The sequence below is a fragment of the Lentzea sp. NBRC 105346 genome (assembly GCF_030269605.1).
In the GTDB taxonomy this organism is placed as follows: Bacteria; Actinomycetota; Actinomycetes; order Mycobacteriales; family Pseudonocardiaceae; genus Lentzea.
In genome coordinates, this window is record NZ_BSTQ01000003.1 from 148,095 (window position 1) to 162,851 (window position 14,757).

13 protein-coding genes are annotated in these 14,757 nt (G+C 68.8%); 7 read left to right on the top strand and 6 right to left on the bottom strand.

Annotation, left to right across the window (positions count from 1 at the left end; all coding sequences use genetic code 11):
- Window positions 1-49 precede the first annotated feature (49 nt).
- Together QSK35_RS08260 and QSK35_RS08265 are read left to right on the top strand one after the other, a co-directional pair.
- Window positions 50-631 (top strand): class I SAM-dependent methyltransferase, encoded by a 582-nt coding sequence (locus QSK35_RS08260; protein ID WP_285743879.1) that lies wholly within the window; start codon window positions 50-52, stop codon window positions 629-631.
- Entirely contained in the window at window positions 618-1,820 is a 1,203-nt protein-coding gene (locus QSK35_RS08265; RefSeq protein WP_285743881.1) for an aminotransferase class V-fold PLP-dependent enzyme, read from the top strand. Before QSK35_RS08260 ends, QSK35_RS08265 begins: the two co-directional genes overlap by 14 nt.
- Here QSK35_RS08265 and QSK35_RS08270 read toward each other — a convergent pair.
- Genes QSK35_RS08270 through QSK35_RS08285 form a run of 4 tightly spaced genes read right to left on the bottom strand, consistent with a single transcriptional unit; the run spans window position 1,792 to window position 5,720 of the window.
- Window positions 1,792-2,304, bottom strand: coding sequence for an O-acetyl-ADP-ribose deacetylase (locus tag QSK35_RS08270; RefSeq protein ID WP_285743884.1), 513 nt, complete (start codon window positions 2,302-2,304; stop codon window positions 1,792-1,794). The two genes, QSK35_RS08265 and QSK35_RS08270, sit on opposite strands and share 29 nt — an antisense overlap.
- Before the next feature lie 4 nt (window positions 2,305-2,308).
- Window positions 2,309-3,685, bottom strand: a complete 1,377-nt coding sequence (locus QSK35_RS08275; RefSeq protein WP_285743885.1) for a helix-turn-helix domain-containing protein — start codon at window positions 3,683-3,685, stop codon at window positions 2,309-2,311.
- Entirely contained in the window at window positions 3,682-4,332 is a 651-nt protein-coding gene (locus QSK35_RS08280; RefSeq protein WP_285743887.1) for a hypothetical protein, read from the bottom strand. Before QSK35_RS08280 ends, QSK35_RS08275 begins: the two co-directional genes overlap by 4 nt.
- Complete coding sequence (locus QSK35_RS08285) at window positions 4,329-5,720, bottom strand: Hsp70 family protein (protein WP_352243474.1); 1,392 nt, start codon at window positions 5,718-5,720, stop codon at window positions 4,329-4,331. Before QSK35_RS08285 ends, QSK35_RS08280 begins: the two co-directional genes overlap by 4 nt.
- A 349-nt stretch (window positions 5,721-6,069) precedes the next feature.
- On the opposite strand from QSK35_RS08285, the gene QSK35_RS08290 reads away from it, so the two are divergent.
- The 5 genes from QSK35_RS08290 to QSK35_RS08310 all read left to right on the top strand — a co-directional run bounded on the left by QSK35_RS08290 (window position 6,070) and on the right by QSK35_RS08310 (window position 11,998).
- Window positions 6,070-6,639 carry a hypothetical protein gene (locus QSK35_RS08290; protein ID WP_285743892.1) on the top strand — a complete coding sequence of 190 codons (570 nt, stop codon included), beginning with the start codon at window positions 6,070-6,072 and terminating at the stop codon, window positions 6,637-6,639.
- Between the two features lie 61 nt (window positions 6,640-6,700).
- A complete protein-coding gene (locus QSK35_RS08295; RefSeq protein WP_285743894.1) occupies window positions 6,701-7,315 on the top strand; it encodes an IniB N-terminal domain-containing protein in 615 nt (204 codons plus the stop codon).
- A gap of 7 nt (window positions 7,316-7,322) precedes the next feature.
- Window positions 7,323-9,080: a dynamin family protein gene (locus tag QSK35_RS08300; protein ID WP_285743896.1), complete on the top strand. Its 1,758-nt coding sequence runs from the start codon at window positions 7,323-7,325 to the stop codon at window positions 9,078-9,080.
- Between the two features lie 29 nt (window positions 9,081-9,109).
- Complete coding sequence (locus tag QSK35_RS08305) at window positions 9,110-10,489, top strand: dynamin family protein (RefSeq protein WP_502881634.1); 1,380 nt, start codon at window positions 9,110-9,112, stop codon at window positions 10,487-10,489.
- A 282-nt stretch (window positions 10,490-10,771) separates the two neighbouring features.
- Window positions 10,772-11,998, top strand: coding sequence for an HNH endonuclease signature motif containing protein (locus QSK35_RS08310; protein ID WP_285743898.1), 1,227 nt, complete (start codon window positions 10,772-10,774; stop codon window positions 11,996-11,998).
- 575 nt (window positions 11,999-12,573) lie between these two features.
- Here the strand turns inward: QSK35_RS08310 and QSK35_RS08315 are convergent.
- Both QSK35_RS08315 and QSK35_RS08320 read right to left on the bottom strand, forming a co-directional pair.
- Entirely contained in the window at window positions 12,574-13,767 is a 1,194-nt protein-coding gene (locus tag QSK35_RS08315; RefSeq protein ID WP_285743900.1) for a nitroreductase family protein, read from the bottom strand.
- Window positions 13,764-14,753 carry a MupA/Atu3671 family FMN-dependent luciferase-like monooxygenase gene (locus tag QSK35_RS08320; RefSeq protein WP_285743902.1) on the bottom strand — a complete coding sequence of 330 codons (990 nt, stop codon included), beginning with the start codon at window positions 14,751-14,753 and terminating at the stop codon, window positions 13,764-13,766. The genes QSK35_RS08315 and QSK35_RS08320 overlap by 4 nt, the downstream gene beginning before the upstream one ends.
- Between the last annotated feature and the right edge of the window lie 4 nt (window positions 14,754-14,757).

Here is a 14,757-nt window from a genome sequence, read left to right on the forward strand (position 1 = left end):
GTTTCGTTGTTGACTGGCCCTTTCAGTCACGTCTGGTCAGGCTCGTGCCGTGATTGATTTCGAAGCCTTCTACCAGGGTGCTCCGCTGTTGCCCGGCATTCCGCGAGACGGCGTCCCATGGGACATCGGCGCGCCGCAACCGGTCGTGGTGGCGCTGGAGCGGGAGGGCCGGTTCACCGGCTCGGTACTCGACGCCGGCTGCGGCACGGGTGACAACGCGCTTTTCCTGGCGTCCAAGGGATATCGGGTGACCGCGGTCGACATCGCGCCCTCGGCACTGCCGTCTTCGTCCGCTGTGGACTTCGTCGTGGCGGACGCCTGCGACCTGCCGTACGTCTCGGCGTTCGACTCGGTGCTCGCTTCGGCGTTGTTCCACACGGTGTCCCCGGCAGACCGTGGGGCCCTGGCCGCGTCGTTGTACCGCGCGGCCAAGCCGGGCGCGTTGCTCAGCCTCACGTGCCTGGACGTGCCGGCGCCGCCGTTCGCCGTGACGGAGGACGAACTGCGGGGCCGGTTGACCGAGGCGGGTTGGACCATCGGCGAGATCCGCCGCGACACGGTGTCCGTTGCCGGACAGGATTTCACCCTGCCGATCTGGGTCGTGCTTGGCTGCAAGGATGGACCGTCGTGACTTCCTGATCGGAACCGCGCTCCTCACCACGTCGTCCGCGCCGGCGTACGACTGGGACACCGTGCGGCGCGAGTTCCGGCTCGACCCGAAACTGGTGAACCTCGGCCTGTTCTACCTCGCGTCGAACCCGCGCGAGGTGCGGGCCGAGGTCGACCGCGTGAAACGGGTGCTGGACGCGAACTCGCACGACTTCCCGCCCGACCTCTCCTCCCGGCCCCGCGCCGCGCTGGCGTCCTACATCGGCGGCGCGCCGAACGACATCGCACTGGTGTCCAACACGACCACCGGCCTCGGCCTGGTGTACCAGGGGCTGCGGCTGCGGGCCGACCAGGAGGTGCTGGTGAACGACCAGGACCACTTCTGGCACCAGGAAGCCGCGCGCCTGGCGTGCGACAGAGTTGGCGCGCGCCTGCGGGTCGGCACGCTGTTCGCGTCGCCGGCCACCGCGACACCGGCCGAGATCGCATCGCGGCTGCGGGATTCGTTGACGCCCGCGACCCGTGCCGTCGGCATCACGTGGGTGCAGTCGTCGACCGGTCTGCGCATGCCCGTGCGCGAGGTGGCCTCGGTCATCGCCGAAGCCAACCGCGACCGGGCGCCCGCCGACCGCTGCCTGCTGATCGTCGACGGCGTGCACGGCCTGGCCGCGGTCGACGACTCGCCCGCGTCGATGGGCGCCGACGTCTTCGTGGCGGGCACGCACAAGTGGCTGTTCGGCCCGCGCGGCACCGGGATGGTCTGGGTCAACCCCGCGGTCGTCTCCGAGATCCGGCAGGTCCTCCCCGGCGCGGACCGGACGACGCCGACGACGTACCTGAGCCCCGGCGGCTTCCACGCGTTCGAGCACACCTACGCCGTGCACGCCGCCGTGGCGTTCCACCAACGCCTCGGCCGGTCTCGTGTCGCGGCTCGGATCACCGAGCTGAGCACCCGGTTCAAGGACGGGCTGGCCGGGTTGCGCGGCATCACGATCCACACGCCGCGCGATCCCGCCATGTCGGCCGGCATCACGTGTTTCGACGTGGACGGCGTGCCGGGGTCGCGAGTGGTGGAACACCTGGCGGCGCAACGGATTCAGATCACCACGGCGGCGTATCGGATTCCCTACGCACGGGTGGGCACGTCGGTTCTCAACACGCCCGAGGAGGTCGATCGAGCGGTCAGGGCTGTCGCGAGCGTGCCTCGGTGAACGCCCGCAATGCGTCGTCGCTGAACAACACGAACCGCACCAGGTCGACCACCGGCGTCTCCCGCACCGCGGCCAGGGCGATCTCCGCCGCCGACTCGAGCGGCCAGCGGTAGACGCCGGTCGAGATGGCGGGGAACGCGACCGACTCGGCGCCGAGCTCGGCCGCGACCCGCAACGAGTTGTGATGGCACGCGGTCAGCAGGGCCGAACGATCCTCGGTCGAAGACCACACCGGACCGACCGTGTGCACGACCCAGCGGGCGGGCAGCAGGCCCGCGGTCGTGGCGACGGCCTCGCCGGTCGGGAGGCCGCGGCCGAGGTGTCCGGCGCGCAGTTTGCGGCACTCGGCCAGGATCGCCGGCCCGCCGCGACGGTGGATCGCGCCGTCGACACCGCCGCCGCCCAGCAGGGACGAGTTGGCGGCGTTGACGATGACGTCCACCTCCTGGGTGGTGATGTCGCCCTTGACGATCTCGATGCGCATGGGTTCAGGCTATGCGCTGCCGCAGCGAGGCGATGAGCTCGGCGCGCGACGACACGGCCAGCTTCTGGCGGATCTTGGCGACGTGCTGCTCGACGGTCTTCGGCGAGATGTACAGCCGGGCGCCGATCTCCTTGTGCGTCAACCCGTCAACCAGCAGCTCGCCCACGGCGCGTTCCCGTTTGGACAGACCGTCGCCGGCGTCGGAGTCGACGGATACCTTGGCCCGCAACGCCCGCCCGGTGCTCAACAGGTCGCGAGCGGCAGTCGGGTCGGTCAGCCGCGCCGCCGCCGCACCGCACAGAGCCATGGCCTCCCAGGCGTCATCGAGCGACGAGGCGACCGCGGTCACCTGTTCGGGATCCACGTCACCGGCCAGCACCGAAGACCACGCGAAAGCCGCGGCGGCACGGGGTGTGCCCTGCAGCGCCAATGCCGACGAGGCGGCCACACCGGCGTCCGACGCGACGACGGCTCGTTGCAGCTTCCACCACGAGAACACGGGAGCCGCCCACTCCAGCGTCACCGCCGACATCGCCTCCACGACGGTGTCGCCGTCGAACCGGGAAACGCTTGCGGCACCGGCGGAAAGCTCACCCCACGCGTCGAGCAGCAACACCTCGACGTCGGCGCCCGCCACGACCGGAGCCACCCGCCGCCACGTGGCGCGCAGGGCATCGGCGTCACCAGCCCGGCGGGCCAGACCGATCGTCACCGCGGCCGCGAGCACGGCGTCACGTCGCAACACGGGAGTTCCTCCCGCAGCGGCGATCGCCGCGCGTGCGTCGGCCAGGCGACCGGCCCGCAGGTGCAGCCACGCCGTCAGCAGGTGACGGCGGGTCGTCGGCGGCCGGTCTTCGTAGGACGCCAGCACCTCCTGGGCCGTCCGGTCGTGACCGCCGGCGATCAGCACGGTCACCACCAGGTCGTCCCAGCGTTCGGCGGCGAGGCCGTCGGCGGGCACGTTCGCCACCGCGAGCCCGGCCAACCGCCGTGCGGCACGGTCGAAACCGCCCCGCACGGCCTCCAACGCGGCGTCCACGCCGTCGATGAACACGGTCAGCCCGCGCGGGGCGGCGCCGGACAACATCTCGCGTGCTTCCCTCAAATCACGCGAGGCGGAGTCGACGTCACCCACCAGACAGGCTGCCAACGCGGCCCTTGCCAACGCGGCCACGGCCGGTGCACCGGTCAGCGAGGCGGCAATGACGCGCCACCGTGCGGCGGCGTCTTCCAGCGAACCGTCGGCCGCGGCGGCTGCGGCGGCGACACCGGCGGCGACGCAGTCCTCGTCCGTGCCGTTCGCCAGAATTCGGTCCGCTCCCTCGATCGCGGCGGCGGTATCACCCGCGCGCCACGCCTGTTCCACGGCGAGCGCCTTCATCTTCTCCCCCCGGAGAACCAGGCCCGCGAGGCGGGCAGATACATCATGACAACCGCGCCCACGGCGACGCTCGCGGAGACGAGCAGACCCGCCAGAAAGGGCGACGACAGTGATCCGAACACCAGTAGCGCGTGCAGCGTCCCGAAGAAGGCCAGCAGCACCAACGAGATTCGGGCCCAGCGCTTGCGCACCGATGGCACGAGAGCCAGTTCCAGCAACGAGATCAGCACTCCGGATCCGAGCAGTAGGAGTAGTGCGGCGTACACCACCCGCGTTCGGTTGCCCAGCGACTGGCCAGGGAACGCCTGCGCCACCTGGGCCATCAGCTCGGTCTTGAGCTCGCCCGCGCCGAGGAGAACCAGCGCCGTGGTCAGGATTTGCAGGGCGACCGCTCCGATCCACAGCCACGTGGACGCTTTGATGGTGCGGGGTTTCGGCGCGGGCGGCGCCGGCTGCCAACGGGTCAGTTGGGGCCGGGGCGGTGAGGCGGGCGGCTGCCAGCCGGTCGGCTGCGGCCGGGCGGTCCTGGGTGCGGCCACGTTCGACGGGCCAGACGCGGTCGCCGGCCGCGGCGGTAGCGCGGTCCCAGATGCGGGCACGTTCGACGTGCCGGTCGCAGGCTGCGGCCGGTGCGGTAACCCGGTCACGGGGCGGCCACCTTGGTCGTGCCGGACGTGGTCGTCGTCGGCTTCGGCGGCGTCGTGGTGGTGGTCGTGGTCGTAGTGGTCGGCCGCGTCGTCGTCGGCTTCGGCGAAGTCGTCGTCGGACGCGGCGGCTGCGTCGTGTTCATCCGCGGCGGCGTCGCCGTCGCGGGCGGCGGAGGCTCGTACTGCACGGTCTCCACCGGCTGCTCCGAAGTCGTCTCCACCACCGAAGAGGTCGGCGCGGGCGTGGACGTCGTCGGCTTGGCGTCGGCGCCAGCGGGCTTGAAGACATCATTGACGATCAGCCCACCGACCACGGCCGCCGTCAGCACACCGGCCGTGACCAGCGGCGTCAGCGACCGCCAAGAACGCTTGGCGCGCAACGACGCGGGCGCCTGCGGCAGTGGCGGACGCGTCCACATCGTCGTGACCGCGGCGGCCGCCGGTTCGGGCTCGAGACCGCGGGCCTCCAGCGCCGCACCGATCGCGACGATGCCGGTCGGCGCGGGCGACACCGCGCGGCCCAGTTGAGCCGAAACCTCTTGCGTCACCAATGGAATCCGGGACGAGCCACCGATCAGCAGCACCGCCGCGAGGTCATCCGTGCCCGCGGCGCGGATCGCGCGGTCCAGTGCGGCCACGGTTTCCTCGACGGCCGGCCGGACCATGGACTCGAACTCGGCCCGGCCCAGCCGCACCTCCTTGGTCGCGATCCCCGGCAGCACAACGGGAATCAGCACCTCGGTGTCGGCGGACAGCATCTCCTTGGCCGCGGTGCAGCTGCGCCGCAGCTCGGCGACCGCGGTCAGCACCGCCGGATCCGTCACGTCGAGCGCATCCCACGACGGCCGCAGCGCCTCGACGACGTGCTGGAACACCGCCTCGTCGAAGTCCAGGCCACCGACCTCGATCTCCTCCGGCGGCCCGGCCAGCACGAACCGGTCGGCGCTCAGCTTCCGCACGACCGATGCCTCGAACGTCGCGCCGCCAAGGTCATATACGGCGACTACTGAACCGATCGGCGTCGGGTTGCGCGCGTCGTGCGCCCGCGCCGCGGCCAGCGGCTCGGGCACGAACAACGCGTCGGCCAGCCCGTACGTGGAAAGGGCCGTGCGCAACGACTCCAGCCGGTAGTGGCCCCACCCCGCGGGGTGAGTCATGGCCACGCGCGACGCGGTCTCACCGCATCGGTCGGCGATGGAGTTGAGCAGCTGCACGGCGAACCTGGCCGCGACCGACTCCGCCGTCAACGCGGCGTCACCGATGCGCAACGGAGTGGGGTCACCGATTCGCCCCTTGAACAGTCGCGCGACGCGACCGGGGTCGGCGAGCGCGCGGCGCTCCGCGTCCTCCCCCACGACGAACGCGCCGTCCTGGCTTGCGAAAACCACTGACGGCACAAGAACTTCGAGCCTCGTTGCCCGGTCTGGCTGACACGTCGACACGGTGGTGAAGGTCGACCCCAGATCGAGCCCAACCTGGTACGACATCGGACTCCCCTATGGCACTTACTACGCAGCGGACGTACATACACGTGCGTCTCACTTGGCTCGGTTCAAGCCCGTTGACAAATCAGGGGGCAATCCCCTAGCGAGGCCCTCCGTCCCCTCTCGAACCCTGTGTTCGTGCCGAGGACGAACCGGGTTCGGCCCAGATGGCAAGGGCGGCGCGGAAACCTAACTTCGTTGGTGTCAGCCGGACGGAAACCGCCGCCGGCGTCCAACACCAAGGAGTCACGTCATGAGCAACCCCATCGACCTCAACGCCTTTCTCGCCGACCTCACCGCCGACCTCGACCTGGACTCGACCCAGGCGGCCGAGCAGCAGGTGCAGTCCGCTCAGGTCAACCCGCAGAGCGCGGAGCAGGCCGCCGAGCAGGACCAGGACACGACCACCGTGACCAACACCGAGGGTGGCAACGGCGGCAACGGCGGCACGGCCGTCGGTGGCGACAGCGGTTCCGCCAACGGGGGCAGCGGCCTCGGCGTCGGCGGCGCGGGCGGCGACATCGACCAGGAGGGTCTGGTCAACGTCAACTTCGGTTCCACCTCGGGTGGCAGCGGCTTCGGCTTCGGCGGCAACGGCGGTGTGACCGGTGACGGCGGCGACGCCGACGCGTCCGGTGGCAACGGCGGCAACGCCTCGTCCGACGTCGACGTGGACGCCGACCAGGACGCCGACCTGGACACCACACAGGTCTCGGACCAGGACGCCGACCAGACGGCCGTCTCGGACCAGGACGCGGACTTCGACGTCGACCTCGACACGGAGATCGAGAACATCGTCGAGGACCTGGACCTGCCCATCTGATCCGAACCGGCCCCGTTGCGAGGGGTAATGGGGCCGGTTCCCCTGTAGTTGAGGAGCCATCATGCTGACCCAGCTCATCGACTTCCTGATGAACCTGCTCGGGGACGACGACGCCAAGAAGGCGTTCGACGCCGACGCGCAGGGTGAGCTGAACAAGGCGGGGCTGGGCGGCGTGACCGGCCAGGACGTCCGCGACGCGCGGCTGATCATGGCCGACAGCGGCGGCGTCAGACCGCGCAGCGGCGAGCACCGGCCGTCGCACGACAACGACCCCGTGCGGGAGATCCACCACACCACGCGGGAGTACATAGTCGAGAAGCCGATCCAGCACGTCGAGCAGAACATCAACATCGACGACCGCGACATCACGATCATCGACGACTCGTTCAACTCCGACGACGACACCGAGGTCAACTCGGTCGCCATCCAGGACAACGACACGAACGTCACGCAGGTGAAGGACTCGTTCAACGACCTCCCCAAGGAGGACGTGCCGAAGGAGCCTGAACCGGTCGAGGAACCGGAGGACGGAACCCCGCTCGACCCGGAACCACTCCAAGAGGACCCGGAGATCGTGCTGGACGACCCCGTTGTCGTCGAACCAGAACCGGAGCCGGCGCACCTGCCGGAACCGGAGTTGCACCACGAACCCGTTGACGACCCAGTGATTGCGTGAACCCGCCATGACGACCACACCGATCGAGTCCGTCGACCGCGCGCTAGCCGCCATCGCGCGCTACGACCGGCCTGACCTGGAGGCCAGGCTGCGCCAGGCAAGGGCACGACTGGCGGACGACCACGTCCGGCTGCTGGTCGTCGGTGAGTTCAAGCAGGGCAAGAGCATGCTGGTCAACGGCCTGCTCGGAGCACCTGTCTGTCCGGTGTTCGACGACATCGCGACGGCGGTGCCCACCGTGGTCCGGTACGCGGAGCAGCCGGTCGTCACCCTGGTGCGCGAGGAGGCGCGCATCGAGGTCCCGATCGACCAGCTGCCCTCGTACGCATCCGAAGCCGGTAATCCGGGCAACCGGGAGAGGTTGGACCACATCGAGGTCGGCATCCCGCGGCCGATCCTTTCCGAGGGGCTGATGCTCGTCGACACCCCCGGTGTCGGCGGGCTCAGCTCGGCGCACGGCGCGGCGACGATGTCCGCGCTGCCCACCGCCGACGCGGTGCTGCTGGTGTCCGACGCGTCCCAGGAGTACACCGCGCCCGAGCTCGAGTTCCTCCGCAACGCCGTGGCCGTGTGCCCCAACGTGGCGTGCGTGATCACCAAGACGGACCTGTACCCCGAGTGGCGGTTCGTCGCCAAGCGAAACCAGGAGCACGTGGCCGACGCCGGCATCAAGGCGTCCTTCTTCATGGTGTCGTCGACGCTGCGCTGGCACGCGCTGCAGACGGGCGACCAGGAGGTCAACAAGGAGTCGGGCTACCCGCCGCTGGTCACGTACCTGCGCAAGCACGTGCTCGGCGAGGCGGAGTCGCTGTCCCAGCGCTCGACGCGGCACGACGTCCACGCCGTGCTCGACCAGATCATCGCGAGCCTTCGCGCCGAACAGGCGGCGCAGGAGGACCCGGCGTCCGCGGCGGCGTTGATCGCCGACCTGCAACGCGCGGAGGAACGCGCGGCCGGCCTGAAGGAGCGCTCCGCCCGGTGGCAGCAGACGCTGTCCGATGGCGTGGCCGACCTGAACGCCGACGTCGACTACGACCTGCGCGACCGCATGCGTGAGATCGTCCGCGAGGCCGAGGACGCGTTGCAGGCCGGTGACCCCACGAAGATCTGGGACCAGTTCTCGTCCTGGGTCCAGGACGCCGCCTCCGCCGCCGTGTCGGCGAACTCGGTGTGGGCGACGCAGCGCGCCCGGTGGCTGGCGCGGCGCGTGGCCGAGCACTTCGACTCCGAACGTGAGCAGATGCTGCCCTCGTTGCGTACCGGTACCGCGGACCCGATGCGTTCCGTGCGCGAGCTGACCGTCAAGGAGGAGGAGAAGTTCGGGGTCGGTGGCCGGCTGTTGTCCGGTCTGCGTGGCGGTTACTCCGGCCTGTTGATGTTCGGGCTGCTGAGCAGTGTCATCGGATTGTCGTTGCTGAACCCGATCTCCATCGGCGCCGGACTGTTGCTGGGTGGGAAGACCATCGGTGACGAACGGAAGCGGATCGTGCAGCGGCGGCAGAACGACGCCAAGACCGCGCTGCGCAAGTACATCGACGACGTGACGTTCCACGCGGGCAAGGAGTCCCGCGACATGCTCCGTGGCATGCAGCGCGACTTGCGTGACCACTTCACAACGTTGGCCGAGCAGCTGAAGCGCTCGCTGCAGGAGTCCATTCAGGCGGCGCAGAAGTCCGTGAAGGCTTCTTCGGCCGACCGTTCGGCGCGGCTTTCGGAGCTTGTGGCCGAGATCGCGGCTCTCGAGAAGGTGCGGGAGGCGGCGTGATCATCGACGAGGTTCGGCGGGTGCTGTCCATGGCCATCGAGGCTTACCGCGACCAGCCGCGTGTCGCGCACTTCCTGCGGGGGCAGATGAATCGCCTCGACAGCCCGTTGCGCGTTGCGATCGCCGGGCGGGTCAAGGCTGGTAAGTCGACTCTGTTGAACGCTCTCGTCGGGGACTCGCTGGCGCCTACCGACGCCGGTGAGTGCACTCGGGTCGTGACCTGGTACCAGAACGGGCCTTCGCCTCGGGTGGTCATGGAGCCCGTTTCCGGTGATCCCGTGTCGCTGCCCGTGGTGCGGCGCTCCGGTGCGTTGTCGATTTCCCTTGGTGGGGTTGCGGCTTCGCGGCTTGTCGTTGACTGGCCCTCGCAGTCGTTGCGGACCATGACGTTGATCGACACGCCTGGGATCGCTTCGGTGTCTTCGGAGAACTCGTTGCGCACCACGCGGTTTCTTACGCCGGACGATGACACGCCTACCGAGGCCGATGCCGTCATCTACCTGATGAAGCACCTGCACGCCTCGGATGGCGAGTTCCTGTCCGCGTTTCGCGACCAGGGTGTTGCGCGTGCGACCGCTATCAACACTGTGGCCGTGTTGTCTCGTGCCGACGAGATCGGCGGTGGGCGTGCGGACGCCATGATTTCGGCTCGGGCGATCGCCAGTCGGTACCGGACTGAGCCTGCTTTGCACGGGTTGTGTCAGAACGTCGTTGCCGTTGCTGGGCTTTTGGCGCACACCGGGCGGACGTTGACCCAGGCTGAGTTCTCCTTGCTGGCTGGGTTGGCTGACGGGCCTCGGGATGCGTTGGAGTCGTCCCTGTTGTCCGCCGACCGGTTCTCTTCCGGGTCCTCGGAGCGGGCGGCATTGCTGGGGCGGTTCGGGGTGTTCGGGATTCGGCTGTCCGTTTCGTTGATTCGCCAAGGGGTGCGTAGTCAGGCGGCATTGGCTGCGGAGCTGGTGGCTCGCAGTGGGTTGGAGGACTTGCAGCGGGTGCTTTCCGTCCAGTTCGGTGAGCGTCGTGATCTGTTGAAGGCTCGGTCGGCTTTGCTGGCTCTCGACCAGGTGCTGCGCGGTGGGGGTGGGGGGCGGCTTGCTGGTGAGGTGGAGCGGATTCTGGCTGCAACGCATGAGTTCGCCGAGCTTCGGTTGTTGAGTGCTTTGCGGTCTGGGGTGGTTTCGTTGCCTCGGGCTTTGGCTTCGGAGGCTGAGCAGTTGCTGGGGCTTGGCGGGGTGGCGCCTGCTGCTCGGCTCGGGCTGGCTCCGTCCTGTTCGGACGTTGAGGTTCGGCGGGCTGCGTTTGCTTCTCTGCGGCGGTGGCAGGCGCACGCCGAGAATCCGATGTTCGGGCGGCGGTCGGCTGATGCTTGCCGTGTGCTCGTGCGGACTTGTGAAGGGTTGCTGGTCTGAGGCCGGGTTTCGGCCTTCGGCCGCCACGTTGGCATTTTCGCGCGGCCACGGCGCTAGGGCGCCGCGTCCGCGCGAAAATGCCAACGTACCGAGACGGTGGTTGGCTGCCGTCGTGGTCCCGATCCGTTGGCTGGGTTGCGTTGTGTTGTGCGGTTGCGGGCGTGGCTGGGATGAGGTGGCTTGCGTTTTGATCGTTTTTTGAAAGAGGTTCCCCCGATCGTGTGGCTTGTTTTCGCTGGTACACGGCCTGTTGGGCGGTGATCTTGCGGTAGAGTCGAACACGTGGTCGACACGGATCTGTCCCTCCTCTCCAGCGGCGAGCTGCTTGACGGCTTCGCCGCGATGGAGCGTGAGATCCGTGTGCGTCATGAGCGGCTGCTGCGCTGGATTGCCGAGATGGATCGGCGTGGCCTGGCGGCAGAGTTGGGTTACAAGGACCTGGTCGGGGTGTTGAAGGATCGGGTGCATTGGGATCCGAGTGTGTCGAAGGCGAAGCTGCGCCGGGCGCGGCTGCTGTCGCACCGGCTCGGCCAGTCGGGTGCGGAGATCGAGCCCGAACTTCCGGCCACCGCCGAGGCGCTCGCTGAGGGCGAGTTGACCGAGGAGCATGTCGACGCGATCGCCAAGGCGATGAAGAACGTGCCCGCCGATGCCACGCCCGACAAGACGGCGTTCGTCGAGCGGCAGCTGGCGGAGTTCGGCCGGACGTTCGAGCCGGGCGCGATCCGCGACTTCGGCAAGAAGATCATCTACCGGATGTTCCAGAACGACGAGGAACCCGACGAGAAGGATCCGGCGCCACCGAGTGACCAGCTGATCGCCCGCATGGAACGCGGCCGCTGCCGCGGCAGCTTCGATCTCGGCCCGGAGATCGGCGCTAAATTCCTGGGCGCGCTGGACCCGCTGGCCAAGCCCCGCCCCACCGGCCCGGACGGCCCCGACACCCGCACGTATGCCCAGCGGCAGGGCGACGCCTTCGCCGAGCTGATCAACCTGGTGCTGCGCGCCGATGTCCTGCCCGAGCACGGCGGCGAGACCGTCACCATGGCCGTCACCGTCTCCTACGACGATCTGAAGGCCAACGTGGGTGACGCGGTGCTGGACAACCAGGAACACATCCCGGTCAAGCAACTGCGCAAACTCGCCTGCGAGGCAGGCGTCATCCCGATCGTCCTGGGCAGCCGCTCGCAGCCCCTCAACGTCGGCCGCAAGGCACGGCTGTTCAACAGCGGCCTACGCCGAGCCCTCGTCGCACGGGACCGGGGATGTGCCTTCCCCGGCTGCAACCGGCCACCACGGCACTGCGAAGGCCACCACATCACACACTGGGCCGACGGCGGCAAGACCAGCCTGCACAACGGCGTGCTGCTCTGCCGACGACATCACGACCTGATCCACCACAGCGACTGGGAAGTGAAGCTCCGCAACGGAATCCCGTACTTCATCCCACCGGCCTTCCTCGACCCGCTACGCCAGCCGAGACGCAACCCCCTGCACATGGTGAGCTGACGCATGGGAAAAAACGGTGCCAACTCCAGCCACCTCATCCCAACCACGCCCGCAACCGCACCGAACGACGCAAGTCTGGACAGGATCGGGACCACGACGGCAGCCAACCACCGTCTCGGTACGTTGGCATTTTCGGGCGGGACAGGCGCCCTAGCGCCTGGCCCGCCCGAAAATGCCAACGTGTCGCGGCGCAGCCGCGTCCAAAGCCCTACAACCTCACAAGATCGTCGTAGGCGGAATGCGCGGAGTACTCACCCGGAGCCCGACCAACCACCCACCGGGCCACCACCAACGTCTCCGCAGCCCACCCCAACCGAAGCGAGTGATCACTGACCGGCAACCCAGCCCGAAGCGAAGCCACGTCCGAAGGAGGCACCCCGGTAGACGATGACCATCGAGCGGCCAAAGCGGTAGCGGTGGCACTAGGCCGGTGCACCTTGGAAGCAGGATGCCGTTCGAACGCAACAGCGGACCACGACGAGACGTCACGAGTGTTGTACAGCCGAGCATCAACGCAGCGGCCGGCGATAGCCCGACCCAGCCTCCCCAGCCCGGCGATACCGATGACGGTCATGTCACCTCTCGTTGTGAGCGTGAGCGCGCTGCAACCGATCGACCTTCACGGCCGCGCCACCAGGGCGACCGAGCAAGGCGACATAGAGAACGTCATGGCTGACAGGCAGACCAGCCGCAGAACGCCAACGGTCCGCGTCGAACCCACCGATCGCGGTCACGCCCACATCGGCGGCGGTAGCGCCGAGATACAGGAGGTGAGCCAGAGCCCCAGCCCGGAACACAGCACCGTTCAGATCATCCAGCAGCACGGTGCGGTCGGCGTGAAAGAGAACCGCGGAAGAGGCGTGCCGCAGGTGCTCCTGGCCCATGCAGTACCGGACCAGGTCGTCACCGGAGAACCCCGTCACGACGGAGGCATCGACAACCGCAAAGGGATCCAGGTCCGTGGTCAGCGGAATGCGCAACGCGTCCACCACCGAGTCCACAGCACAACCGCCAGGAGAAAAGTCCTTTGTAGACCGGCGAGAGGCGGCCAAAGAAGACAGCGACGGAAAGTCAGGCGGAAGTCCCGGCAACAGCGGAGCGCGGTGCACCGGCAGAGTCCGCCCCAGGCCCGGCGCAAGGAACGGAGCCAGCGAGTTCCAGCACTCCTCCTCCAGCCACGAGACCATGTCGTTGGACGCATCCCGATCGTCCGCACAGGACCACTGAGAGGAGCAAGCAAACCCCAGAGCCCCACTAAGAGAGAGCACGCTGTGCACGAAGCTGTGGCGCAGGTCCAGCAGGTCGGCGAACGGCCGGGTGCGGGCCCTGGTGCGCAGTGCGGCCGACGAGAACGACTCGGAGCCGACGCACAACAAATGAGTCGCGACATGGGCGGCATCGAGCAGGCAGTAGAGGTACCCGCGGTCGCCGTACTTGCGCATCGACAGCCACGGGCGCACGACGACGAACACCAGGGCATCCGCGTCGCCGAGACCGCTGCGGATCAACGCCAGCCGCACCGACTGACCGGCGTGGAGGAGCCGGCACCGACGGCGTCCGGGGTCCACGGAGTACAGCGAGTCGCCGACCAGCACGATGTGCTCGTACGGGTAGAGCGCGCCGGCCGACGGGGCCGAGCCGATCTCGAACAGACGCAGCACCGGCGACAGCGACGGCGGCACCGGCAGGGCTGGTGAGGACGGCACCGAGACGGAGAGCTTCATCCGTTCCCACAGCCGCCAGACGCTGGGCACGACCGTGGCGGTCATCGTGCACTCCGGCGCAGCTCGTCGAGACGGGTCAGGCCGTCCAGGACCTGCTTGGTGTCGAGGCCGAAGTCGATCAGGCACGCGACCTCGTCGACGCCGAGCGCGGTCAGCCGGTCCAGCATCTCCAGGTTCTCGGGGACGGTGCCGAGCAGGCTGCCGCCGGTGTAGTAGCGCTCGAAGGCCTGGCCCAGCATCCATTCCACGTCCGCGTCGGACAGGGTGACGTCCGGCGGCAGGAACAGGTCGAGCGAGCCGCGCAGGTAGTCGGTGAACGGCTGGCGCACGAGCTCCTTCACGTCGTCGCCGACGAACGTGTGCAGCATCAGCACGACATGGCCGGGGTTGCCCAAAGGAAGCGCCGCCCGGTAGGCGGCTAGCTTGCCCGCGAGTTCGTCCAGGTCCTGCCCCAGCAGGTGGGTGAGCACGCCGACGCCCAAGGAGCCGGCGGTCTCGAATGTGGCGAGACTGCCGGAGCTGGTGATCCACACCGGCAGCTCGGCCTGCACCGGACGCGGGTACACCCGCACGTCCACGACCTCGCCCAGCCCGTTGGGGAACGGGACCGGTTCGCCACGCCACAGCCGCCGGACGTCGCGCACCGCGTCCTGTACTGAAGAGCGGCGGGACGAGAAGGTGGACGGGTTGAGCACGAAGTCGTCGGCGTTCCACCCGGACGCGAAGGCGATGCCGACGCGGCCGCCGGAGAGGTTGTCCACCATGGACCATTCCTCGGCGATCCGGGCGGGGTGGTGCAGCGGCGCGACGACGCTGCCCGCGCGGATGGCGACGCGTTCGGTGCGGCCGGCGATCGCGGCCGCGGTGACCGACGGGTTCGGGTAAAGGCCGCCGAACGGGTGGAAGTGCCGTTCGGGGGTCCACACCGCGGTGAACCCATGGGTGTCGGCGAACGTGGCGCCGTCGAGCAGCAGCCGGTATCGGTCGTTGTCGCTGCTGTCGTGGGCGAAGTAGAACAGGCTGAAGTCCATTACC

Bases quoted from the DNA above. Each gene is read 5' to 3' on its own strand.
- QSK35_RS08265 (WP_285743881.1), top strand. From the start codon at position 618: ATGGACCGTCGTGACTTCCTGATCGGAACCGCGCTCCTCACCACGTCG.
- QSK35_RS08270 (WP_285743884.1), bottom strand. From the start codon at position 2,304: ATGCGCATCGAGATCGTCAAGGGCGACATCACCACCCAGGAGGTGGAC.
- QSK35_RS08275 (WP_285743885.1), bottom strand. From the start codon at position 3,685: ATGAAGGCGCTCGCCGTGGAACAGGCGTGGCGCGCGGGTGATACCGCC.
- QSK35_RS08290 (WP_285743892.1), top strand. From the start codon at position 6,070: ATGAGCAACCCCATCGACCTCAACGCCTTTCTCGCCGACCTCACCGCC.
- QSK35_RS08295 (WP_285743894.1), top strand. From the start codon at position 6,701: ATGCTGACCCAGCTCATCGACTTCCTGATGAACCTGCTCGGGGACGAC.
- QSK35_RS08300 (WP_285743896.1), top strand. From the start codon at position 7,323: ATGACGACCACACCGATCGAGTCCGTCGACCGCGCGCTAGCCGCCATC.
- QSK35_RS08305 (WP_502881634.1), top strand. From the start codon at position 9,110: ATGGCCATCGAGGCTTACCGCGACCAGCCGCGTGTCGCGCACTTCCTG.
- QSK35_RS08315 (WP_285743900.1), bottom strand. From the start codon at position 13,767: ATGACCGCCACGGTCGTGCCCAGCGTCTGGCGGCTGTGGGAACGGATG.
- QSK35_RS08320 (WP_285743902.1), bottom strand. From the start codon at position 14,753: ATGGACTTCAGCCTGTTCTACTTCGCCCACGACAGCAGCGACAACGAC.